Annotated in this window: 16 protein-coding genes; 1 reads left to right on the plus strand and 15 read right to left on the minus strand. The window is 48.0% G+C overall.

Annotation, left to right across the window (positions count from 1 at the left end; translation table 11 throughout):
- Nucleotides 1–124 precede the first annotated feature (124 nt).
- The 8 genes from PGRAT_RS26235 to PGRAT_RS34720 all read right to left on the minus strand — a co-directional run bounded on the left by PGRAT_RS26235 (nt 125) and on the right by PGRAT_RS34720 (nt 10776).
- Nucleotides 125–2887 (minus strand): M14 family metallopeptidase, encoded by a 2763-nt coding sequence (locus PGRAT_RS26235; RefSeq protein WP_025703991.1) that lies wholly within the window; start codon nt 2885–2887, stop codon nt 125–127.
- Nucleotides 2865–3869 (minus strand): LCP family protein, encoded by a 1005-nt coding sequence (locus PGRAT_RS26240; RefSeq protein ID WP_025703992.1) that lies wholly within the window; start codon nt 3867–3869, stop codon nt 2865–2867. The genes PGRAT_RS26235 and PGRAT_RS26240 overlap by 23 nt, the downstream gene beginning before the upstream one ends.
- 40 nt (nt 3870–3909) lie before the next feature.
- Nucleotides 3910–4554, minus strand: coding sequence for an SGNH/GDSL hydrolase family protein (locus tag PGRAT_RS26245; RefSeq protein ID WP_025703993.1), 645 nt, complete (start codon nt 4552–4554; stop codon nt 3910–3912).
- A gap of 44 nt (nt 4555–4598) precedes the next feature.
- Nucleotides 4599–6371: an acyltransferase family protein gene (locus PGRAT_RS26250; protein WP_025703994.1), complete on the minus strand. Its 1773-nt coding sequence runs from the start codon at nt 6369–6371 to the stop codon at nt 4599–4601.
- 172 nt (nt 6372–6543) lie between these two features.
- Entirely contained in the window at nt 6544–7680 is a 1137-nt protein-coding gene (locus PGRAT_RS26255) for a hypothetical protein (RefSeq protein WP_025703995.1), read from the minus strand.
- 2 nt (nt 7681–7682) lie between these two features.
- Complete coding sequence (locus tag PGRAT_RS26260) at nt 7683–9140, minus strand: sensor histidine kinase (protein ID WP_025703996.1); 1458 nt, start codon at nt 9138–9140, stop codon at nt 7683–7685.
- A complete protein-coding gene (locus PGRAT_RS26265) occupies nt 9130–9840 on the minus strand; it encodes a response regulator transcription factor (RefSeq protein WP_025703997.1) in 711 nt (236 codons plus the stop codon). The genes PGRAT_RS26260 and PGRAT_RS26265 overlap by 11 nt, the downstream gene beginning before the upstream one ends.
- Before the next feature lie 339 nt (nt 9841–10179).
- Nucleotides 10180–10776 (minus strand): sugar O-acetyltransferase, encoded by a 597-nt coding sequence (locus PGRAT_RS34720; RefSeq protein WP_025703998.1) that lies wholly within the window; start codon nt 10774–10776, stop codon nt 10180–10182.
- A gap of 614 nt (nt 10777–11390) precedes the next feature.
- On the opposite strand from PGRAT_RS34720, the gene PGRAT_RS26275 reads away from it, so the two are divergent.
- Nucleotides 11391–12707: an extracellular solute-binding protein gene (locus tag PGRAT_RS26275; RefSeq protein WP_167337237.1), complete on the plus strand. Its 1317-nt coding sequence runs from the start codon at nt 11391–11393 to the stop codon at nt 12705–12707.
- 71 nt (nt 12708–12778) lie between these two features.
- Here the strand turns inward: PGRAT_RS26275 and PGRAT_RS26280 are convergent, their stop codons facing one another.
- From PGRAT_RS26280 to PGRAT_RS26310, 7 genes are all read right to left on the minus strand, one after another.
- The gene (locus tag PGRAT_RS26280; protein ID WP_025704000.1) at nt 12779–14383 is read right to left on the minus strand and encodes a response regulator; all 1605 of its coding nucleotides are present in this window, start codon (nt 14381–14383) and stop codon (nt 12779–12781) included.
- Nucleotides 14376–16166 carry a sensor histidine kinase gene (locus PGRAT_RS31940; RefSeq protein WP_025704001.1) on the minus strand — a complete coding sequence of 597 codons (1791 nt, stop codon included), beginning with the start codon at nt 16164–16166 and terminating at the stop codon, nt 14376–14378. The genes PGRAT_RS26280 and PGRAT_RS31940 overlap by 8 nt, the downstream gene beginning before the upstream one ends.
- Before the next feature lie 198 nt (nt 16167–16364).
- On the minus strand, nt 16365–17306 hold the full coding sequence (locus PGRAT_RS26290; protein ID WP_244884040.1) for an ABC transporter permease: 942 nt from the start codon (nt 17304–17306) through the stop codon (nt 16365–16367).
- A gap of 2 nt (nt 17307–17308) precedes the next feature.
- A complete protein-coding gene (locus PGRAT_RS26295; RefSeq protein ID WP_025707119.1) occupies nt 17309–18799 on the minus strand; it encodes a sugar ABC transporter ATP-binding protein in 1491 nt (496 codons plus the stop codon).
- A 35-nt stretch (nt 18800–18834) separates the two neighbouring features.
- Entirely contained in the window at nt 18835–19797 is a 963-nt protein-coding gene (locus tag PGRAT_RS26300; RefSeq protein ID WP_036705954.1) for an ABC transporter permease, read from the minus strand.
- Nucleotides 19798–19876: 79 nt separating this feature from the next.
- Nucleotides 19877–21043, minus strand: coding sequence for a M24 family metallopeptidase (locus PGRAT_RS26305; RefSeq protein WP_042217512.1), 1167 nt, complete (start codon nt 21041–21043; stop codon nt 19877–19879).
- Nucleotides 21044–21096: 53 nt separating this feature from the next.
- Nucleotides 21097–22110, minus strand: coding sequence for a substrate-binding domain-containing protein (locus PGRAT_RS26310; RefSeq protein WP_162165103.1), 1014 nt, complete (start codon nt 22108–22110; stop codon nt 21097–21099).
- Between the last annotated feature and the right edge of the window lie 1041 nt (nt 22111–23151).

The raw sequence follows: 23151 nt of genomic DNA on the forward strand, positions 1-23151 counted from the left end.
CTATTACTGCTAGCCCACGTGCTGCGTCGAGTGCAACTAGACGCCGTGTACCCTGCGAATTTATACGGCTTGACAACTAAATTCCCCCTAAAAGATATTAAATCAGCTATAGAACTATGTTTGGTTAATAGGTTTCAACCGGCCGCCCGGCAGCTGCACTGAATATGGAATTCGCCAGCAAACGGTATTGATGCTGTGAATGAGCGTTATTTGTCAAGTCGTTAGCGAATACCATAAGATTTTTATTGTTTTCTTTGTATGTGAAGGCCATGATCTGGCCCTTGGCGGCAGCGTGTCCCGGCCACCAGCCCGCTTTGTAAAAATCGTTTTCATTGCTTATGTTAGCAAGTACTTTTGCCGTTTTCGGCACAGCTGTAATATATGAACCCGTGACAGTATAAAAATTCTCCTGTTCTTTGTAAGGTGCAGTGATGACGTTATCTTGGCTAACATCTGCCCTGAATACCCCTTCATAACGCTCCCACTCCGGCCCGGCAAAGGTGAACCCGGGAATAAAGTCCTGGATATTCTTCATCCCCATATTTCCGTATGCGATATAAGGTATTCCGTTCTTTACCAGCTCAGCAGAATCAAACGTATTTACGAGGATATCAGCCTTTTTCTGGTCTGCTGTCACAGCAAAGCCCAAATTCTCCAACACAAACTCAGGTTCACCCAGCGCGGCTACAGTCAGGCGTTTAAGTTGTTGTCCAACTGGCTTATTTTCCCCAAATGCATCCACGTCAAGAACATATTTCGAGGCCAGCGGTTTCAGGTCTGTATTGGAAACTACAAAATCTCCTGCTTCGTACCCCTCTTTACTTGCTGTAAGCATCGTCACTGCTTTTCCTGATGAAAGCAGCTTATTGACTGCTTTAATTGCATCGTTATTCGTGTTGCGAATGAGAATATAACCGGCGTTGTCCGGCAGCGTCGTTTCTGGGACTACTATGGATGTTACAGTCTTCGTTTTGCCCGCAAATACGCGTGGCTCCCGGATCACATAACGATCGAACCCGCGCAGATCAGGGAAATTCTGAACAATCTCTCCGGCAACCGATTTATAGTCCGATACATCAATTCCGTCATACAACACAAGATTAGCCATGCCTCTCATCGCCTGGTGCATATTCACAACATATGATCCTGCAGGGTATGTCTTACCGTCCACGGATACTGATTCTGTTGAACACTCAACCTGAACCCCGTTACGCAGGAAATATTCAACCATACGATAAACTTCAAGCGCATTTTTTTGAACGCTTTTATCGATTGGCAGTACGTAATACTCCGGAAAGAAATTTGCATTTCCTTGACGCGGGCGGCCGATTTCTGCATTCTTGGCATTGACCAAATACTTATCGACTGCACGATTATCAATATTATCCACACCGCGTTCATAGACTTTGAGTTGATTCAGGAACAACTTTTTCTGATTATTCATGACATAGGATGTTGCTGCTGCCGCGCTATAGTATAGTGCTTTCGTCGACTCTTCATTATTCTCCGGAATTTCGAGCGTGTGTCCGAGCGCCCCATGATGCATGGCAAATACGGCGGTATACGCCGGAGAAGCATCATCCCATCCCGAAGTAATGCCTTTGGACACATACTTCGTATCTTTCACAGATTTCCGGTGTTCCTCGTAGGGAATATGATAATAATCATACTTGGTGTTGGCGATGCCGGCTTCGCCCATGGCTTTTGCTTGCTCCACCATACTGTCAATGAGCAGGTCGTATTCGATGTTCGGATCATGCGGCGGCGTGGCCGGTTCAATCAGGAAGCCTTTATCAAATCCATGCAAATCAAGAAAAGAAAGCGGGGACCATTTCGTAATTTGTTCTGTTACGCTGCGCGTCTCCGGCTGTGTCTGATAAGAGTTGTCCCGGTTCAAATCAAAATAATTGGCATTGCCCCGTTCCGTATGAACGCGCCCATCCGGGTTATCCGTATAAAACATCAGGAAGAACACATGCTTTAACGCATCATCTACCTTAAAGTTGACCTTGCTTGCTTTGCCATCGGACAGCGTGGTGTTATACGTAATCCGATCGTCCAATGCCATAGACTTAAAATAATTAAAAATGGCATCGACCCCCGGCGATTCATTCGGGTGAATATTATTCAGCCAGATGGGCACCGCATAGTCGCCGAACACTCCCAATTTAATATCGGCTTGCAGCTGCTTGGGATTATTGATCATGGCAGGATGCGTGTTATTCTGGTATTTGTCGACCGCCGCCTTGTCCCTGGCAACAATCGTGAGGTAGATATCCCTTCCTTCGACCGACTTCCCAATGGATTCAGTATGAATGTACCGTTTGTTTTTGATTGCCGCCTGCTTGGTAACAGCATCAATCTTCGGCTTCAACTCCTCGTAAGTCAGGAAGCTGTCATATGGCGCTAATTTCACTGGAGCCTGGGCAATAACATGTCCGTCAGCTTTTGCCGCCAGTTCATAGGTTCCCATCAGTGAAGCGAATAACGGCTGCTGCAGGCGCGGTTCAGCCAGGTTGTTCGTACCGTAAGGCAGGTCAAAGGTAATGCTTGCCGTGAATATACCTCCTTTTGTCTTTACATGGCTAACTGTGATAAAAGACGGTCCGGTGTATTTACGTTGTTCAAATGTATATTTCCTCCATTCAGATAAAGGTTTACCGCCATAGGTCCAGCTGATTTTTTGGGAATCTACACCTTTCGGCAGATTGAAACGGACTTGAAATGTTTTCTTTTCCGTCATGGATGCCACATTGTGATCCATTTTTAAGACTTGGACAGGTTTATTTTCAACCGGAGACTTTGCACCGTGAGCCGTCGTGCCGGTCAGCAGCGACAGTGAAATCAATAACGCCAGTGTGCCTTTATTTAATAGCTTCTTCAACATTCGGTTTCCCCTCTTCTGACTGTCCAGGTGCATCAGTTTCGATGATATTCCGGATATATTCTTTCAATTCTTTGGGGTTAGAGACGGCCAGGACCGCTGCTCTTCCCATACGGGTTTCTTTGACCAGCTCCATGGGAGGGATTTGCTCACTTGCCTCCATTTTGCTTTGGTATCCCACCGATGCCAGCTTCCACATATCGTTTACAGACAGGTTTGTATCAATATAGGGACTGACCTCCTCAAGTATGGAGGGGAGTTTCATGATGGATGTGGTGCTTTTCATTTTTTGGGCAATGGCATTGGTGAAATCCCGCTGGCGTTTCGTCCGGGAGTAATCGGACATGGCATCATGACGAAAGCGAACGTACTGCAGCGCGGTTATCCCGTCTAAATGCTGCTGCCCCTCTTTTAGGTCAATATCATATTCATGCTTATCGGCTATACTCTCATAGTTCATATCCTTTTCAACATAGAAATCGACTCCGCCGACAGCATCCACTAGCTTAATAAAGCCCTGAAAGTCTGTGTATACGTAAAATTGAATCGGAATTCCCAGCAAATTGCCCACCGCGCTCATCGCCGTATTGGGTCCATGCGTGATCGCCGTATTGATACGGTTCTTGCCGTGCTCCGGAATTTCGGTATAGGTGTCCCGGAGAATGGAAAACACATGAATACGATCACGGACTGGGTCGAGCGTCACCACCATCATGCTGTCGGATCTGGGAATCTCTCCTTTATTGGTTCCGCGGGCATCCACTCCCATCAATAATATATTGACCGGTTCCTTACCGGTCCATTTCGGAGGTTCTACACTCTTCTCATCGATTGCTTTCACCTCATAAAAAGGTGAGTGATCCGCAGTTTTACTTAAACCTTCCAGACCTTTATAGATAGAAGCAACATAATAAAACACAAACGCAACAACCCCAACGAGAAAAACGGATGCCAATATTACAAATCTTTTCTTTTTCCGCTTCATGTCGATACCTCTCTTCTTTCTATTGCCCCCTTCATCAGCCTTACTGTTCTTGCAAAGCCTGCAGTAGAAGAGAAGCGTAATATCTGCTGCCATCCGGCTTAAGATGCACTCCGTCTTTATAGAAGTAATTCTCTTTCCCCTCGCTTGCTGCGTACCAATCCACTACTTTGGCATTCTCGAACTCAGGAACTGCAGCTTTTATAGTTGAATTCACGGTATCCTGCCATCCTTTTGGAACCCGTGCAGTTACTACAAGTACCTGTTTGACATCGGACAGTGAAGTTAACAGCGTGCGGAGTTGATCCTTATTGAATGGACCATTGGTTCCAAGTTCTATAATGACGTGATCGCCCAGTGCCCCTTTTGCTTTTAATTCGGCAATTACTTTCTTCGCTTGTGACATCTGTCTGCCCACCTTCCCGTCAACCGTGATTTTAGGAAGCAGTTCTTTCAGGTAGGGTTCAACCCCCACAATAACCGAATCGCCAATGACGGTAACCTCTTCTCCAGTAATCTTTTTTGCTTTAGAAGTATGTTTTGAAACTTGCTGACTTGGTACAATGGGTTGATTGGCCACTTGTTCTTTACCTGATTCCGAGGAAGCTTCCCGATGTACCCCCAGATATCCCAAAGCGCTAATCAGAATAATAAGACACCAAATTATCCCTGTTTTTTTAAATTTCATCTGCAGTTCATCCTTTCGGGCGTCTCCCGCCTCATCATGTGTTGTTAACTTTGATCTTGTTTCATATGTTGGGCCAGGAGAGAAGCATAATATTGGGAGCCCTCCGGTGTTAAGTGGACACCATCCTGAGCAAATAAACCGTTTTTGTTAGCACTCGCAGAATACCAATCGATGATGTTCACATGTTGGAACTCACCGGCAACCTCTTTCAAATCCTCATTTACAGAATCCTGCCAATTCTCCGGAACCCGGGTGGTTACAAGGTACACCTGCTTGGCGTCTTTTAAAGATCCCAACAGCAGCCGGAGCTTAGTTTTGTTAAAAGACCCGTTGGTCCCCAGTTCCAATATGATGCGATTCCCCAGTTTTCCGTTTGCCCGCAGTTTATTTACGACATCCTGGGCACGGGACATCTGCCTTCCCACTTCGCCGTCAATGATGATACCGGGAAGCATAGCTTCCAAAGCTGGAGCGACATTCAAAATTAATGAGTCCCCGATGGCGGTAACTCCCTCTCCTTGTTCAGGAGGTTCTCCCCCTGCATCCTTGCTGCTGGAGTCTTGACTGTCATCCAGAGTGATCTTCTCAGCAATCACAGGGTTAGATAATCCAGGCTGAACCTCGGCTGAGGCCGTTATCCAAGAAACAAACCGAAAATAGATTAGAACCGTCAAGACTAAACCGATAATGGGCCTGAACGAATAATTATGCTTGATGGAATGCAGTTGAGCGCGAAATTTGCCCCTGCGGACCGGCTCTTCAATGTACTTGTAGGAGAAGACGGACAACATCAAAATGACTGTGATTTGCAGCAAAGTCCGTGTAAAATCCGGTTCTTTGTTAGCAGCATCCGTATTCATTAGAATAATAACGGGATAATGCCAAATATAGAGACTATAGGAGCGTTTACCGATCCAGGCTAGCGGCCGGCATCCCAAAATTCCGCCCAGGCGGCTGGCCGGGTGCGCCAGCACTGCGATAATAACAGCAGAGACCACAGACAAGTAAAGAAATCCGAGCGGGTATAAAAAATCATCGTATTTATTGGTTCGATACATAAGGGTAAGGAGCACGAGCAATCCCAATCCGCCGGTAATATCTAGCAAAGACCGCCCGGTAGATGAAATCCTCTCATCCAGCTTCCAGCTTGGCCAGCCGACTGCCAAGGCCGCCCCGATCAGGATGGCGAATGCCCGGGTGTCTGTTCCGTAATATACCCGGCTTGGATCGGTTCCGGGGACATATAATGCAGCCATGGCCATCGCTGATAGGAAGATTAAAACCAGGATATACAGCATTAACTTCCCCCGGCGCGGTGCGAACCTTAAGCCAATGAACAGGGTAATGGGCCAAACCATATAGAACTGCTCCTCAATGGAAAGCGACCACAGATGCCCGATCGGTGAAGCCGGACCAAAACTTTCAAAATAGGAAACTTCATGAAAGATTAGATACCAGTTATTCATGTAGAAAATGGAGGAAAGCATATCTCCTTGTAGTGAAAGCAGCCTGGAAGGGTCCGTAAATATAAGCCATAGTGCAACAGAAATCAGCATGAATACCATGGCAGGCACCAGCCTGCGAAATCTTCTCATCCAGAAATTCCAGATAGAATGGCTATTCCTCTTCCATTCCAGAAGAATTTGATCCGTAATCAGGTATCCCGATAGCACGAAAAATACTCCCACCCCCAACAATCCGCCTTGCGCCCACTTCAAATTGAAATGATACGCAATGACTGCCAACACAGAAATAGCTCTGAGGCCGTCTATTCCCGGCATATAACGCTTCATAAGATGATTCTGTTTCCCGTTCATTCCTGTTCAGTCCTTGTTTGTTATTGGGCGTTTCTCCTCTTTAATCACTATAGAGGCAGGATGTCGCCAAAGTTCGATCAAGATGTAAACAAGTTGTCACAGCCATACCGGCTTTGCTGGACAAAAAAAACCTTATTGCGGCTATCCGCAATAAGGTTTTTGGATGTGTACCTTACTCAAGCTCAATAATAAACGATGGTCCTTTTGCGGAATCGTTTTGTCCGGCAAAAGAATTGGTGTACGGCGTGGCTCCCTGAAGCAGCAGCTTCGTATGATCTTTATTCCAGTACATATCCGAAGGCTCAATCCCATGGTACACAGGCTCCCTGTATACAACATTTCTGCCCTGCATTTTGCCGGCATATACAGCATCTTCACCCTTCAAGGAGTAGGCAATGAATTTTTTGTCGTCGGAAAATTTAAATGCGGATACGTTTTCGAGAATCACGGAAAGCTCGCTGTTTCTCTGATCATATTCATACAGCGTTCCATCCGGTCCGAGAAATGCAAATTGATCGTTGCTGATCCATGTATATTGTTCCTGCCCGATTTCGCGTTTATAGACGATCTCAATGTCAGAATCTGACACCCTTCCGAACATAATAACGGTTTTTCCCGGCCGTCTGGATTCAGACAAGGTAAACAAGGCACTGCGGCCGTCATCCGAAATATTAACGCTGAGCAGAGTATCCCTCTTTCCAAAATTCTTCAATTCATACCGTATGGAAGTATGAGTCTGCATATCGTATAGGTGTACACTGTTTTTGTCACTTTCATAGACATTCACTACTAAATAACTTAGATATCGGCTATTCCCGGACCACGATATATCCTGCAGAAACTCTTGACCGCCGTCCCTGAACGCATCGATCTCCGTTTCTTTCCCATCCTTCAATGAGACCACCTTCAAGCTGGTCCTCGTATTGGAGCCGGTTATGTCAGCAGCGTATTTCCCGTCCGGAGAAAGCTCCATTCGAGCACTGCTATTGATCACTTTCATATTCTCACTGTGTTCATAGGGATAGGTTAACCGCTTCAGGTTAAATTGTTCAGGTATGCCTGCAGTCTTGAATGAACCGATAATTGAATCAGACGAGGTCCAGCCCAGCCAGTATCCCTCATTTGTATATTCATCCGGCAGCCGGTAGATGGCTTTAATCCGGATTGAGCTTGAACTCTGAGGGGTATGACCGGTTTCCCCGTTGTCCGGTATAATTACGGTTTCGCTTTGAACTCCTGCCCTGCAGCCGGATAACAGAATCATTAGAAGGAGAGTGCCGAACACCCAGCCCGAATATTTCCTGGTCATAGTCAGCTCCCCTCCTCTGCCGCTTTCAGTCTATCGAATTCTACAGTAACAACCGTACGGTTGTTGTGGCTGATGACGGAAATAGCGCCCTCTTGTTCATCAACAATGGATTTGACGATGCTTAGTCCAAGCCCGACGCTCCCCTGTTCTGAGTCCTTGGAATGAGCCAAATAGAAGGGTTCGAAAAGTTTGGATAGCTGCTCGCTGCTGATTGCATCACTCGGGTTATCAAGGACAAACCGGACTTTGCCGTCAGCGTGAAGGCCTTTCACTTCTATTTCCGAGAATGCCCAGCTGTATTTAATGGCGTTATCAATCAAATTGATGAAAAGCTGGCGTATCCGGCTGGTCTGGCCCATGATCCATAAGTCGCTTTCTATGTCAGCCCGGATCTTTTTTTTGTATCGCTGCGCCCGCATCGCCATGGAATCACAGACATCCCGAAGAACAGCGCCAGCATCCACTGCCTCTAAGTCATCGCCCTTCACCTGACGGGAGACTTCAAGCAGCTTCAGCACCATCGTATGCAGCCGTTTACTTTCTTCTATGATGTGATTCATGCCTTTTTCAAAAAAGCCCCGGTCCCGTTCCCCGTTAAGCTTGATCATCTCCGCATATCCCAGAATTGAGGTTAACGGAGTTTTCAGTTCATGGGTGATATTATCGAAAAAACGTTTTTCCTGTTGGTGAAGCTCTTTGAGATGGTCGCGGTCGTTGCTGATAATGCTGATTTGTCGGCTGATTTGCTCGATCATATCATTAAAATTTTCCGCCAGCCGGCCGATTTCATCCTTGCGTTTAAACCGGATGCGGACGTCTAGATTTCCGTTTTTCACTTGGGAAGAGGCATGGGCAAGCTTGCCGAGCGGAAGTGTAATATGCCGGGACAAAATGTAGGAAAACAGAAAGGCGGCCGAGAAAATCGCCAGGGTGATATAGAGCGTTATATCCAGAATTCGGTTACTCTGCTGATAAAGCTGGGAGAAATCTTTAAAATACCGCAAAATGCCGACTTTAGCCCCGTCAATGACCACGGGATAAGAAAACATAACAGAGGTTTGATTCTCAGAATATCGGATGCTGTATGCGGTCTTGCCGGCTACCGCTTCCTGCAGATCTTTGCTTTCCTTCTGCTGGAAGACGGATTTATCCGAAGTATACAGCGGTTCACCGTTAACCGTGTATACGCCTACGCTGTTTCCTGTCGCATGATTCAGGCTGTTCCCCAACTCCTCGGCCATTTCGCCGAAATATAATTCATTGTTGGAATAATGATTGATCAGGAACGCTTGGCGGACATACACATTACTGTTATTTTTAAGCCCCACCAACTCCGAAGTAATCAGATCCTGGTTGCTTGTTCGAATGAAGGCTTGTACCGTTTGGCTCAGCACCATAAAAGAAATGAGAAAAATAAACAGTAATCCGAGCAGAAACTTAAGGCTGATTTTACGTATCATGCTGAAGCACCTGTTTTTTAAACTTGTATCCGATTCCGAACACCGTTGTAATGTATTCCGGCGCATCCAGTTTTTTGCGAAGCCGCTGGATATGCGTATCCACGGTGCGGGTATCCCCTGCAAAATGATATCCCCATACGATGTCAAGCAATTCGGAACGGGTGAAGGTTCTTCCGGGATTTCTGACCAGCGTCATCAGCAAATCATACTCCTTCGGAGTCAGTTCAATATCGTGGCTGCTTTTTTTTACGAGCCGTTCTTCAGCAAGAATTTCGATATCATGAAAACTATATACTTCTGTATTTGCTTCTTCTTTATGTCCAGTGTTGGCTTGCTCAACTCTGCGAAGAATTGTCCTGACCCGGGCAATCACTTCGCGCAGATCGAAGGGTTTGGTAATGTAATCGTCTGCTCCAAATTCGAGACCCAGCACTTTATCGGTAATATCCGATTTGGCAGTAATCATAAGGATGGGAATGTTATACTCGGAGGTTACCTTCTTGCATATTTCCAGCCCGCTTTGATCAGGAAGCATCCAGTCCAGAAGCAGCAGATCCGGTTGAAATAACTGTATTGCACTCATTCCCGAGGCGCCGCTTGCTGCAATGCGTGTCTGAAACCCCTCCATAGAGAGCCCGTATGACAGCAAGTCAGCAATGGGTGAGTCATCTTCAATGATAAGTATTTTTGCATTATTCATTAGGAACCCCGTCTCTTTGCTTACTCATGCCAGATATACATTCATGACATTAAATCTTATGTTAACGATTTGCAGGGCAATAATCAATTTCAAACTAAAATTACGTTACCGGCCTATACCCGTATTTCCACTTGTCGGCCCGATTGTTGCTAAAATTTCTCACTCTAACATTGGAGTTTTACCGTTGATTATAAACCTGAGAACGTGAAGCCAGACTTAAAATAAAAAAAGCATACGAAAGAATTCTTCGCATGCGAAATTGCATATATAACTTGATACCGCTAACCGGTTGTGTTATTACGCTTCGCGGCCAACGGGTCATAGTCCTTAAAGTTAGACTTATTCCCTTGCCCTTCTCCATGGATTATCAGAACATTGGATAGGTCTAATGACTTTACAAGGAACTCCTGCAGCAATAGTATTTGCCGGAATATCTTTTGTAACTACACTTCCTGCTCCAATAATACTATTTTCACCAATGGTCACACCTTGTGTAATCTTAACATCACCGCCAAGCCATACATTGTCCTGTATGATTATGGGGGCAGAATAGACGCCTTTCTCTGCTCTTTCAAAAGGATCCTCCGCATGATTAGCTGCGTATAGTCCCGCTCTGGGACCAATAAACACATTGTTGCCAATTTTCACTTCGTTACAATCAAGAATGATCATGTCATGGTTAATATATACCTCATTACCAATAGAAATATTAAAACCGAACTCACACCGGAAATTGGACTCAATATATACATTTTCCCCGACTTCTGCAAATAAACCCTTTAGAATGGACATATCGTATTCATCATTTGTATTTACTTTGTAATTGTACTTCCTGCAAATAGATATTGCCTGCGTTCTAAGTGCAGAAATATCTTTGGCAGCATCATCATACATTTTTCCTGAATTTATCATCTGTTTAATTTCTGATATATTCATATGGCCTCCTGATCAAAATAAATTAGCAGACTTATTCACCAGTTCTTATGTTCCTTACGGTTTTATTCTCTAGTGCAAAATTAGAGTAAATCCTATCGCCACCATTTCCAGTAGGAGCTTCATCATCTGATAATCGATTGGTTGCTACGCTTACAATTTCATGGGTTTCTCGAACCGAATGCTGCTTTTATTAAGCAAATAAAGTTCTCAAAATCTATTGGACCCATTGGAATTCCCTCCAGCTTCTTTACAAAATATGTACACAGTATGATGATATCATCAAAGATAATTTTGTGAAGGAATAATTTTAACAAATTATAGCATAATATTCTCATACTTGAGTTGTCCTAAATCACTAAGACCCACTTACGATAATTTTTTCGGGTTCGTTGGAGCTCACGAGTCGTTCAGACAGCATCGCACCTGCGAACTTAAATTATGTTTCCCCCGGTTTCTTCTGCCGATTTTCTTTTCAATGTCCTGCAGCATGGCAGTTTGGAAAAAAACATTTCTGTCGATTTAATCAAATAATCCCACTATACAATTAAAATAATCCCACTATACTATTAGAGGAAGATAACCCGACTTTGCTTTGGGGGTGAATGGACAAGTCTATGCCCAGATCCAAGCTTTTTTATTATCTGTTATTACTTTCACTTCTGACCCTGGCAGCCATCTTCATCTTCAGCACCCGTTCGAATGAACGTGGATCCGGAAATGAAGCAGCCCAATCAACGTCTCCGGCCTCCGGCCGTCCTGACCAGATCAGCATTCTGATCGAAAACTCCTATCTGCCATATATCAGGCAAATTGCCGCGCGGTATGAAGAGCAATACGGGATCAAAGCCGATATCCGCTCCACCGATATCAACTCGCTGCATGACCAGATAGAAGACAGCATCCTGCGGGGAGGCACAGATCTGGATATTATTCTGGTCGATACGGTCTGGACCACCGGATTCGCCAGATCCGGCTTGCTTGAGCCTCTGCGGAACTATGTCACAGGAAGCGTAATTGATAAATTGGTACCCATTGCTTATAACCAGCGGGTCATCAGCAATGACTTGTATGCGCTTCCCGATTTATATGCCTTCCCGGTCATCATGGAAGAGAAGTTCCTCTACTATAATGAATCGATGCTGAGAAGCGCCGGCATTTATGCTCCTCCCGCCACCTGGGAGGAACTGAAGGACATGGCGAAGTACATTCAGGATAAGGGACTTGCCAAGTACGGCCTGATCTGGAGCTGGAAGCCGGGTGAAGGCCTGATCACCGATTACACGCTGCTGGCCAACGCCCTTGGCGTGCAGGCGAAGGATGCCAACGGCCGCTGGGTATTCAATGAGGGCGGCGGCGTGCAGGCGCTGGAATTCATGGTGAACACCCTGCGGAGCAGCGGTTTATCCGATCCCGCTTCCCTGACTGCAGGCGATATGTCGGCTATTGAGACCTTCGCGGAGGGCAAAACGCCCTTTTTGATCAGCTGGGCTTATGCCGATCCGATCCTCAGCCGCAAACCCGGCTTTAAAATGGCGCTCGTGCCCGGTTTTCAGGGATATCAAAGAAGCTCCACCGTTACCGGGGGCGGCGCACTCGGCATTACCCGAACTTCACGTCATAAAGACTGGGCCTGGAAATTTATTGATTTGACGATCAGCATGAGGAATGAAGCGTCCGCCAAGGACCAAATTGGAGGCCTTTCAGTCTGGAACGAGCAGATCGACCAGTTCGAGAATGAGGAAAAATACCTGAACCGGAACCTGATGACCGAACAATTCGAATATGCGATCAACAGGCCGAGCATGTCATCTTATGTGGAGTGGTCGGGTGTGCTGCAGGATGCCATCACCTCGGCGCTCACTGGCAGGAAGTCAGCCAGGCAGGCGCTGGATGAAGCCAAGGCGGAAATCGAAAAGCAGGGCATCAAATAAAAAATCTCTATCCCCGCTTGTTTTGCCAAACCGGCCGGGGAGAGAGATTTTTGCTGTGCGCCCTCCTGGCGTTATAACGCATTGCACCGGGGGCCGAATAAGGTTTCTTTATATTCCGAGGGCGTCATTCCATAATATTTTTTGTACACCTGCCCGAAGTATTTGCCGTCCGCGAACCCGACCCGGTGGGCAACTTCCAGTACGGTCAAACGCCGGCTGCCGGTGAGTAATTGCTTGGCCTTTTCCACCCGTTTGAACGACAGGTATTCGTTAAAGTTAGTCCCCAGCTCTTTTTTAAAAATTCTGCTGAGATGGCTGGCGCTCACATGGAACAAGTCTGCAACCAATTGAAGATTCAGCTCGGCTTCGGCATAATGATCATCCACATACCGGGCGATCCGCTCCGCCAGGCTTCTTCCCATCGCTTCTTCCTTCCTCCATAACGCCTCCTCGCAGGCCTGGGCCGTAATCCGGCTTAACAGGTACGTATATTCTTCGAAGGTCCGCAGTCCGGTGATTCCCGCAATGGCTTCCGTGATTTGGTCCTTTATCTTCCACTCCGGCACATGCTTGGACAGACCGAGCAGGAAGTCAAGGCAGCTGTTCAGGGCGATACTTTTATTCCTGCCGGCTCTAATGCCGGCCGTGAATTCGTCCAAATACCGTTTCGCTTTCCGCTCGTCGCCGTCACAGATCGCCTCAAACCATTCCGCATCCATGCGGCCCAAGAGCGGCTTGCTTGAGCTGCACTGAAGTGCATCCTGCAGCTTTGGCATCAGACTTCCCCAGAACAATTGGGTCTCGAGCAGCTTAAGCGCATGCTGGAAGGAGCTGTACAACTCGCTGATCTCCCGGAAGTTGGTGCCGATGCCGACGCTGATTTGCTTTTTTAAATACATTTCGATGTTCTCCAGACATTCGGTTGTCGCTTCCACCACTCTTTTGCGGATAATCACCTGCTGCAAGGCGGGATCAGACTTGACGACGACAACGCTCTTCCCTTCTATATCCACGATGGAAGTCGCCATTTGGAAGCGGAGGTACGTTTCATTCACTATATTGTTGACGGCATACTGGTACAGGGAGGCATACTCTTCATAAGAAAGATCCGAGGGATTATACATCTCAAACACCACGACCACACCGCAGCCGAGCTGGATGCCGTAATCCTTCAGCTTTGTACGCATAGCGGCAATATCCTTATTGCCGTTCACAATCACATTCATGAGGATGCCTGCCTCCACGATGTCCGCGTTCTCCCGCTTGGAGTCACTGGCCGCCTGCAGCAGAGAAGCCCTCTTGCCGTTGATCCTGTCCACCGCCTTAAGAATGCAGGCATTCAGGTCCGGAATCTTGATCGGTTTGAGCAGATAATCGAATACTTGATGCCTCACTGCGGTACGGGCATAGTCGAATTCACTGTATCCGCTGAGGAGAATCGTGATCATCCCCGGATAATGACGCTTGATATGCTCGGCCAGCTCCAGCCCGTTCATCCCGGGCATCTTGATGTCGGTAATGACGATATCCGGCTTAAAGCGTTCAATAACTTCCATGCCTTCCAGTCCGTTGGCGGCCGTCCCGCACACTGTGCAGTTCAGCTTGCTCCAGTCTACCTTCTCGCTCAGCCCCCGGCTTACGATGTCTTCATCATCCACAATCACGATTTTATACAATATTCTTCCCACCTTCATCCGCAGTATTGGGAGGCGCAGTCACATTCTCCATTACAGGCACTATAATCTCGACAATGGTACCGCTGCCCGGCATGCCGTTGATCGTCAGACCGTAGCTTTCGCCGAACAGCATTTGAATCCGTTTGTGTACGTTTCTCATTCCGTTGCCCGTCCCTTTGGCGCTGCCGAGGTCCACCTCGCCCGTGAATTCCAGCAGCCGGTCCCGCTTCTGTTCCTCGATCCCGGCACCGTCATCAATCACCCGGAATCTTACGCTCCCTCCATCCATGATCCCGATTATGCTCAGGTTGCCCGGACCGACTTTATTCTCCAGCCCGTGCACGAACGAATTCTCCACAATCGGCTGCAAAATAAACCTGGGAATCCATAGCTCCGCAATGTCGTCGTCCATGTGGATTGAAACCGTGATCCGGCTCTCAAAACGGGTCTTCTGAATAGCCAAATAAGCATTGATATATTCCAGCTCCGAGCGGACCGGCACCATTTCCCGGTGATCGGCCAGGTTGGCCTTCAACAGCTGCGCCAGGGAGATGGTCACATTCTCGATCTTGTCATTCTCACCGTACATGGACAGCCAGCGGATCGTATCCAGCGTATTGTACAGAAAATGGGGATTAATCTGGGCCTTAAGCGCCCGGTATTCGGACTCACGCTGGGCCAGCTCCTTCTGGTAGACCTCGGAGATCAAATAATTGATCTTGCCCATCATCTGGTTGAAGCTGCGCCCGAGCCGCCCGAACTCATCCCTCCGGTTGATTCTGACCTGCTGATCGAAACGGTCTGTCTCCACCTGATCCATAACCTGCTTAAGCGCGTGGAGCGGAGCGATTAAGCGGCTGGTCGTGAACCAGGTCAAGAGGATGCCCAGCAGCACGCCGATCACTCCGATCGCGGTGATCCAGCGTCCGATCAGTTCCGTGCCTTTGGAGATTTCCTTAAGCGGCACAAGCGAGACTACTCTCCACCCTTCCTGGGCGGATACGAAGGTTGTGAACAGCATTTTTCCGTACGGCTCCATATTCAATACAGAAGGCCCCTCGGCGGACTGCAATTTCGCGCGGCGGAGCAGATCCTCCACGTGGATATCGGAAACCTCGCTGCTGCTGACAACGATACGATCTTGCTCATCAAACACATAGCTGTAGCGGTAAGGCTCGGATTGAAGGCGCTGCTTTAAATAATCGTCCTTGAGCGAAATGGTTATATAACCGAGCATCTTGAGCGAATCCCGTTCCCGGATGGCTCTTTCGATATAAATAACCCCTTTGTTGACCCTCCAGGTGATTCTTCCCACCGTGTCATAACGCTGTTTCTTCAGCTCGGACTGCACATCGTCCTTATTATTCACACTCCCGGAAGTGTTATAGTTCAGCTTGACCAGGAACTGCTGCGTATTGAAGAGATAGACGGTTTCCAGCTTATCGGTGGAGTACAGGATTTTGGAAACGACCAGCTGTTCCAGCGCGCTTAACTTCTCATAGGTAAGCTGGTTCGTCTGCAGCAGCATAGACTGGATTTCTGAATCTTCGGTAATGCTGTCCATCAGCTTGCCCATATACGAAATGGCATCATCCATATTCTCGCTGATAAATTGCACCTTCTGGGTATCATTTGCCTTGGCGTCGTTCAGATGAAAATTAATGGAAACGGCGTAAGTGACAATCTCGATGATAGCGATTACAAGAATCAGCATGACTACAACCATCAGAATCATCTTGCGCTTTACGCTGGAAGACAGGTAGGTTAGCAGTGCGCGCTTCAATATCCAGCAGCTCCTTCAAACATTGGTTATACCTATACTACCAAGAATCCTTTTACATGTTAATAAACAAAATTAACCTGCCTGCCGCGTATCCAACATGGAACGCCTTTATTCTCCACATAGTGAAAACAGCCGAACGCCCCATGATGCGGACCGTCCGGCCTTTACTCTTTTGCACATTCGCTATGCGTCTTTCGCTCACGAAGCTTCCGCAGCTGCGGATTTCGATTTTACCATCCGGGAAATCGCCAGGGCGGCCAGGATAATGATCAGTCCCCGCACGATCGGTTGGACAAAGGATGAGATGTTCAGCAGATTCATGATGTTCATGACAACAGCGAAAATGAGCAGTCCGATGAAGCTTCCGCCGATCGTGCCGCGGCCTCCGGTAAGGCTGGTTCCCCCGACAATCACGACGGCGATGGCCACCAGCTCAAATTGAAAACCAGAGCGCGGTTCACCCATGCCGATCCGGGAAGTAATCAGCAGCCCGGCCAGGGCGGCAAGAACGCCGCTGATGATATATACGATCACCTTGACGCGCTCAACCTTGATCCCGAACAACCGGGATGTCTCTTCCCCGCCGCCGACAGCCAGCACATGTCTGCCAAACGGCGTACGATTCAGAACGAAATATCCGAGGATGAACACCACTACGACATAGACGGCGGGAAGCGGAATGCCCAGCAAACTTCCGTTCGCTATATTCGAAAACGCAGGTGTCACCGTTCCGATAATTGGCCCGCCGTTCGTGTACCAGAGAGCAACGGCCCGGAAGATCGCCATCGTAGCCAGCGTCGCCATAAAAGGCTCGACCCGGAATTTCGTCAGCACGACTCCGTTGAGCGCACCGACAAGAGCGCCGATCAGGATCACCACCGCCAGAATGCCCCACACGCCCAAATGCTGCGTATTGGCGCTGACGACCGCCGTTAAAGCCACAACGGATCCGACAGAAAGATCGATCCCTCCCGTAAGAATTACAAGTGTCATACCAACGGCAATGAGCGCACTTTCCGCACTGTATTGCAGCAAATTCATCAGATTGGCGTACGTCAGGAACTTATCGGACAGCAGTGAACCTAGGATCATTAACAGGAAGAGGGTTGCCAGCGGAAGATAGCTTCTCCATTTCGCCATGTTCATTTCACCTCCTGCAGTGCGTATTCCATAATTTTCTCTTCGGATGCTTCGTCCCGCTGCAGCTCGCCGGTAATGGTTCCGCCGGAGAAGACAAGAATCCGGTCACACATTCCCAGAAGCTCGGGAAGCTCGGAGGAGACCATGATCAGGGACAGGCCCTGGCTCAGCAGCTTGTTGATTTCCTGGTAAATTTCCATCTTGGCCCCGACATCCACACCCCGGGTAGGCTCTTCGAGAATAAGAATTTTATACTTGTCCAGGAGCCAGCGTCCGATAAGCGCCTTCTGCTGGTTGCCTCCGCTGAGAGAGCGGATCGGCGCCTTAATGTTCTTCGGTCTCACCGACAGCTGCTGCACCAATTCATTGGCCTGCCTGCTTTCCTTCGGCTCACTGATCAGACCGAACGTTCTGAACTTGCGCAGCGAAGTAATGGACATATTGCTCCGCACACTTAAATTCAGAAATAACCCTTGCGTCTTACGGTCCTCCGGCACAAATGCAATCCCGTCCGCAATGCACTGCCGCGGATTTCTCGGAGCGAACGGCTTGCCGTCCAGCACCATCTTACCCGAGTAGCCTTTGACCAGCCCGAACAGCACTTTAGTCAAAATATTTCCGCCGGAGCCCGCTAATCCGGCAATGCCGAGAATTTCGCGTTTGTTCAGGCTTAAGCTCACATTATGCAGCAGCTCCGGCACATTCAAATCAGAAATCTCCAGCACTTTGGCACCGATCTGTTCCGTGTTCACAGGATAATATTCATTCAGCTCCCGCCCGATCATCAGCTGGACGAGCCGCGCTTCATCCGTATCCTTAATATCCATTGTTTTTACATGCTGTCCGTCCCTCAGAACGGTAACCCGGTCAGCCATGGCGAAGATTTCCCGCAGCCGGTGCGAAATATAGATGATCGTTACCTTTCTTTTTCTGAGCTCGGCAATCGTCTTGAACAGCACAGCCAGCTCGTCTTCGTTCAGGTTCGCGGAAGGTTCATCCATAATCAGCAGCTCCGCGTTGAACGAGACGGCTCTGGCGATCTCGACCATCTTCCGTTCCGAGATGCTCAGCTCTTCCATTTTCTTATAAGGGTCAATCTTGATGTCGAGATTGTTCAGCAGCTCTCCCGCTTCCTTATACAGCGTCTTCCACTGCAGCAGGGAACCCTTTTGCGGTTCTCTCCCCAGAAAAATATTCTCCGCCACCGACAGCGCGGGAATCTCCTGAATTTCCTGAAACAACGTGCTGACCCCGCTCTTCTGCGCCATATAAGGCGACAGGAACTTGACGGACTGACCTTTAAAATGAACGTTGCCTTCCGAAGGCAAATGAACGCCGGATAATATTTTGATTAGGGTTGATTTGCCGGCCCCGTTCTCGCCGACAATCGCATGGAACTCCCCTTCGCTAATGTTCACGTTAATGTCTTTCAGCGCATAATGATTGCCGAACTGCTTGGAGATTCCGTCTAATTTAAGGATGACATTATCCATATCGTTCCCTCTTTGTCATATACATGGATTTGTAGTTACTTGCGGTTCTTGGAAGCGGAAAAGACGACGGCAGCCAGAATGATGATGCCCAGAATGAATTGCTGAATATAAGGATTCATGTTCAGGAATACGAGCAGATTAAACAGCAGCCCGGCGAGCAGAGCACCTAAAAATGCTCCCCAGATTGTGCCTTTTCCGCCGGATAAGCTGGCTCCGCCCACCACGACGGCGGCGATGGCGCTCAGCTCCATGCCTGTTGCTCCGCTGTTGCCGGACATCGGCTGATAAGCGCCGGTTCTGGAGGCAATCAGCAGGCCCGCTATCGCGGCGAACAATCCGGACAGCGCATAAACGCTCAGCTGTACTTTTTTAACGTTGATGCCCGAGTTATAAGCAGCCACCCGGTTGGACCCTACACTGTAGATCTGCCGCCCAAAGATCGTTTTGTTCAGCATAATGAACCCGATGATGTATAATACCAGCATGATAATGACGGGATTGGGAATAGCCCCGATGTACCCCCCGCCAATGGAAAGAAAGCTGTCGCTCGCGTCTCCGCTGATGCCTTTGCCTTTTGTCATAAACAGCGTGGTTCCATCGATAATTACCTTGGTCCCGAGCGTTACGATGAATGGCTGCAGCTTCCCGAAGGTAATCAGCATGCCGTTAATGAGACCGAGGAACAAACCCAGTGCCAGGACAACAATCACGATTACGCCGGTTGGCGCCTGCAGCTGAACGAGCATAATGGCCGTTAAACTTACCGCCTGCATCACAGAACCCACCGACAGGTCAATGCCGCCGATCAGTACCGTCAGCAGCATCCCGATCGACACGATGGCCGGATAGGAGATCTGCCGCAGCAGATTTGAGAAGTTATAGGAAGTGAAGAACTCCGGTGAGAAGATCGGAGAGATTAATGTGACGATTACGATAAACAGCAGCAGCAGCGTCTCTTCCTGTTTCAAGAGCGTACGGGCTTTCTGAATGGTTTCCATCTGCCTGATTCCCCTTTATTTAATGGGACAATGATGGCTTTGCACACTGAGGCAAAGCCATCATTGCTAATCTCAAATTTTAATCCTGGTACCAGTTGCAGACATACGGATGATTGGTCAGCGACTCCGGTCCGTCTTTGCGGATCACAACCGTATCTTCTACACGGGTACCGGCATATCCTGGAATGAGCAGAGTAATTTCAAAAGCGATCGTCTGGTTCTCAACCAGAATATCCTGGCTGTCCGGGCCTACTACCGGAATTTCCTCCTCCGGATCCATGCCTGTGGAGTGGGCGCAGCCGCGGCCTTCACCGGCCATATGCGGATATCCTTCGCGCTTCAACACTTCGTTGGCGGCCACATCTGCCTCCGCGCCGGTCATGCCCGGTCTCAGAGCAGACATTCCCGCTCTCCATGCTTCCAGGCAGGTGTCGAGCAGGCGCTGTTTCTCCGCATCCACCTTGCCGTAAGCTACACCACGCGCCATATCGGACGAATATCCGTTATAACGGCAGCCGATATCGATGAGGATCGTATCGCCTTTGACAATTTCGCGGTCACGCGGGCGGGCCAGGAAGAAGTCCCCGGAGTTCGGTCCCGACTGGACCATCATATCGAACGAGACGGTGTCCGCACCGCTTGCGAACATGTGCGCCATCGCTTGACGCGTCACTTCTCTCTCGGTCAGGCGTTCGGTGGCGAGCAACTCGTGGATTTTTTCGATCCCCATGTCCGCCAGTCGGCCGGCTACTTTCATATTACGGATTTCCGTTTCGCTCTTAATCGATTTCAGGTACTCGATAATATTGGTCTTCTGCAACACCGAGGTTGGATTCAGGCTGTCGCGGATCGTCTCATAGAATTCAAGCGCGCAGTATTTCGAGCCGCTGAGGCCGATTTTGGCGGAATTTCTGCCTTTCTGGAAATCCTTCAGCACATTGCCGAGCTCCTGGCGGATGCCTCTTACATCGGAGAACCATGTCTCGTCGGCGGCATAGGATACCAGACTGCCTTCCGCGAACAGCGTAGGTTCGCCGTCAAGCGGGATAAACACCATAGCCGGATACGGGAATACCCCGTCAAATGCGCGATAGTTGGCTAACCAGCGGACATTGCTCATACGGTACGAGTCTGAATAAACCAGCAGCCCGTCCAGGCCTTCCGCTTCCATTTTCACTCTTGCCTTCTGCAAACGTTCCTTGTACTCGGTTACCGGAATTTCCTGCAATACGTCTTCAAAGCCCATGATGAATTCCTCCTGAATTTATAATTGGATTGGTGTTGGCGGATATGTTTCTTTTAGAACGTTGAATTCGGATCGTAGAAGTCATCGACATTCGACTTGTCGATTACAGGAGAGTCCAGAATCACTCTCTTCTGAATCTCTTTGCCGTTCGCCGCATCGATCGCCAGCTTCACAGCCGTCTCGAAGCTCCATTCATTTTTCACGGACATCATCAGCTCATCCGTGTTCTTGATCTTCTCCAGCGCTTCCTTCTGGGAGTCCATGCTAACCACCTTGATCTCGCTCATCCGGTTTGCTTTCTTAATGGCTTCAATCGCGCCGAGCGCCATCTCGTCATTCTGGGCGAACACGAAGTCAATCTTGCTGTTGGCCTGCAAAATATTCGTCATCACCTGCATCGCCGGCAGCCGCAGCCATTCTCCGGATTGCTCCGCCACGATCTTGATATCCGGATACTTTTGGATCTCCGGCATGAATCCCTTCGTACGAAGCTGGGAGTTAGTCGACTCGACGACACCGTTGAGGATGACCAGATTGCCCTTTTGGCCCATCTTGTCGGCAATGTACTTCGCCGCCTGCTGGCCCATCGTCACCTCATCCGAAGCAACGAATGTCGTATAGGGAATGCTGTCATCGTCCGGTACGCCGGAGGCCGCGATAATCAGCGGGATGCCCGCTCTTTCCGCTTCCTTGTATGCGGGGTAGATCGCGTTGCCCGACAGGCTGCTCACGATAAGAGCATCGACATTGCGGGCGATCAGGCTCTCGATGTTGGCGATTTCCTTGTTTGCGTCCCCTTGTCCATCTGTCACAATAATCTCAACCCCGAGATCGGCGGCTGACTTCTTTGCTGTATCTACGTTGGCAATCCGGAACGGGTGATTCATGACCGTCTGCGAGAAACCGATTACAACTTTTCCGTCTCCCGATTTCCCGGATGAATTGGAGCCTTCGGATGTACTGACCGCTCCTGTCGTGCCTGCATTACCAGCCCCTCCACCGCATCCTGTAACCGCTATCAAGAGCACTAAAAAAAATGCCAATACCGAAGTTTTTTTCTTCATCATTATTCCCCCTGTCATTAGTGTTGACCTAGCCGCTGTCCTCCTTCCAGTGTTGCCTTGAATTGATTATATAATTAATCGCCGCCCGATTAAGGTTAAAAAAAATGACATCAGGGTTGAAAGTTTTGATGCCGGAGAGTAAAAAGAGCAAAGCCCAAGCCTTGTTCCGGCTTGGGCATTACCTTTTTGAAACGATATGCTAGCCAACTTAAGAAGTGAAATTTAAATACTGTCAAACATGAAAAAGGTATTGGGAAGGCAATTTGTCCCGATCCTGAGAATTAAAGAATAGACTATCGGTTCAGATTGAATTAATGATTCCCGTTAGAATTCCTGTAAGCTAAATAGTTTGAACTTTATATGAAAAGTGCTCCTTTGTAACATGGAAGTTGGATTCGAGTCTACAGCACTTATAAGCGCCTCCGCACACGATTTGTGCCAACAATCGTTCCAAACCTGTGCCAAACTACGTTCCATACGGTGTCAAAGTGAAATACAACTCACCTCACATATGGGTTGTATTTCACTTTGACACTAAAAGGCCTTATTTCGGCGATTCTGTAACATAGTTTTGACATAACTTGTAACGATCTTCGGCATAAATCGTTGTTTTTGTACTGTTGCTTGACACATATCGGCAAGTATCATAAATTACCTTCAATTTATTTCGGTAAGTCCAATAGGTCGAAATAGAGTTTTCATGTTATTATCCCTTCAACTGTGAATATGGTGTTTTCTTGAATAAAAATAGTAAGTGTTTGTTTTCGTTCATCCTCTTAATAAATTTAACGATTCCCCGAATAATAAATATTGATAAAATGATAATAATGAATGGAATTATTTCTAAAAGAAAAACAGGAGCTAATGCTGATAATGAAACGAAAATCTCGTAAAGAAAAAAATAATCAACTATTCCAACAACCACAAAAGACATTACAATCAATTGAAATTTCTGATAATAACAATAAAGCTTATAATAGGCTCTTCTTAAGTAATCACAAGCCTTTATGCTTCACCTCATTGTGATTATTTAAAGCAGATCAT

This window comes from Paenibacillus graminis, assembly GCF_000758705.1.
GTDB classification, from domain to species: Bacteria; Bacillota; Bacilli; order Paenibacillales; family Paenibacillaceae; genus Paenibacillus_AQ; species Paenibacillus_AQ graminis.

Coding starts and splice junctions, on each gene's coding strand:
- PGRAT_RS26235 (WP_025703991.1), bottom strand. CDS start 2,887: ATGTTGAAGAAGCTATTAAATAAAGGCACACTGGCGTTATTGATTTCA.
- PGRAT_RS26240 (WP_025703992.1), bottom strand. CDS start 3,869: ATGAAGCGGAAAAAGAAAAGATTTGTAATATTGGCATCCGTTTTTCTC.
- PGRAT_RS26245 (WP_025703993.1), bottom strand. CDS start 4,554: ATGAAATTTAAAAAAACAGGGATAATTTGGTGTCTTATTATTCTGATT.
- PGRAT_RS26250 (WP_025703994.1), bottom strand. CDS start 6,371: ATGAACGGGAAACAGAATCATCTTATGAAGCGTTATATGCCGGGAATA.
- PGRAT_RS26255 (WP_025703995.1), bottom strand. CDS start 7,680: ATGACCAGGAAATATTCGGGCTGGGTGTTCGGCACTCTCCTTCTAATG.
- PGRAT_RS26260 (WP_025703996.1), bottom strand. CDS start 9,140: ATGATACGTAAAATCAGCCTTAAGTTTCTGCTCGGATTACTGTTTATT.
- PGRAT_RS26265 (WP_025703997.1), bottom strand. CDS start 9,840: ATGAATAATGCAAAAATACTTATCATTGAAGATGACTCACCCATTGCT.
- PGRAT_RS34720 (WP_025703998.1), bottom strand. CDS start 10,776: ATGAATATATCAGAAATTAAACAGATGATAAATTCAGGAAAAATGTAT.
- PGRAT_RS26275 (WP_167337237.1), top strand. CDS start 11,391: ATGCCCAGATCCAAGCTTTTTTATTATCTGTTATTACTTTCACTTCTG.
- PGRAT_RS26290 (WP_244884040.1), bottom strand. CDS start 17,306: ATGGCGAAATGGAGAAGCTATCTTCCGCTGGCAACCCTCTTCCTGTTA.
- PGRAT_RS26295 (WP_025707119.1), bottom strand. CDS start 18,799: ATGGATAATGTCATCCTTAAATTAGACGGAATCTCCAAGCAGTTCGGC.
- PGRAT_RS26300 (WP_036705954.1), bottom strand. CDS start 19,797: ATGGAAACCATTCAGAAAGCCCGTACGCTCTTGAAACAGGAAGAGACG.
- PGRAT_RS26305 (WP_042217512.1), bottom strand. CDS start 21,043: ATGGGCTTTGAAGACGTATTGCAGGAAATTCCGGTAACCGAGTACAAG.
- PGRAT_RS26310 (WP_162165103.1), bottom strand. CDS start 22,110: ATGATGAAGAAAAAAACTTCGGTATTGGCATTTTTTTTAGTGCTCTTG.